Consider the following 895-nt stretch of genomic DNA (forward strand, 5'->3'; position numbering starts at 1 on the left):
CAGAGGCAACCACCATATAATCGGTCACGCTAGTACGTTTTTTGACGTTCAAAATATTGATATTGTCAGCTTTTAAATCTTCAAGTGCGCCGACAACGACGTTTTTAATGGAATCTGCTTGCATAAAGGGAAGGACTGGCCTCAAAAAAATGGTTCAAATTTGATAAAAATCATTATCGCAAATAATGCCTTGCACTGCATCAGGCACCAAATAACGAATGCTTTTGTTTTCGGCAACTCTTTGCCGAATATCTGAGCTAGAGATTTGCAACTGCGTTACGCGCGCAATCAATGCTAACCCGGTTTTAGCAGATCTTAGCGCATCAGGCGAGCTAACAATTGAAAAACCCAAACTTTTCAGGTTGTTTTCAATTTGCGCATTACTGTAATCGGGACGCTCTAACACGACGACGTTACATAGATCTTTATATACTTCTGCATGATGCCAAGTAGGCATATTCAACGCAGAGTCTGTTCCTACCGCCAATATCAACCCTTCATTAGAGTTTAAAGCTTGCAAAGTGTTGATCGTATAGCTGTCTGACTCTGCATCAAGCTCGATACGAGAAACAACCAGGCTGGGAGATTCTTCAGTTGCGGCTACAAGCATTCTATATCGACTTTCAGCATCGATATTTGCCCGCGGCTTGTGGACGGGATCCCGACACGGTATCAAAGAAACCTGCGCGCCATCGAACAACTCTGAAAGCTCGGTCGCTACGCGCAGATGCCCATTATGAACAGGATCAAAACTCCCGCCGAACAAAATATTCATAACTTATGTACGAATATGCCCATCACCCAAGACGACATACTTTTCAGAAGTTAGGCCCTCTAGACCAACTGGCGGATGCGTGGCGATAATGTTGCATTGTTAGTCGGTGGGCCAGATGGG

At 44.4% G+C, this 895-nt stretch carries 2 protein-coding genes; both read right to left on the minus strand.

Annotated elements, in window-relative coordinates; translation table 11 throughout:
* Positions 1 to 124: RsfS/YbeB/iojap family protein (locus tag A3739_RS31540; protein ID WP_369821123.1), on the minus strand; the 124-nt coding region annotated here is incomplete at its 3' end.
* A 30-nt stretch (positions 125 to 154) separates the two neighbouring features.
* Entirely contained in the window at positions 155 to 775 is a 621-nt protein-coding gene (nadD, locus tag A3739_RS25750; RefSeq protein WP_068502337.1) for a nicotinate (nicotinamide) nucleotide adenylyltransferase, read from the minus strand.
* Positions 776 to 895 lie beyond the last annotated feature (120 nt).

The sequence above is a fragment of the Oleiphilus sp. HI0067 genome (assembly GCF_001635735.1).

Coding starts and splice junctions, on each gene's coding strand:
- nadD (WP_068502337.1), bottom strand. CDS start 775: ATGAATATTTTGTTCGGCGGGAGTTTTGATCCTGTTCATAATGGGCAT.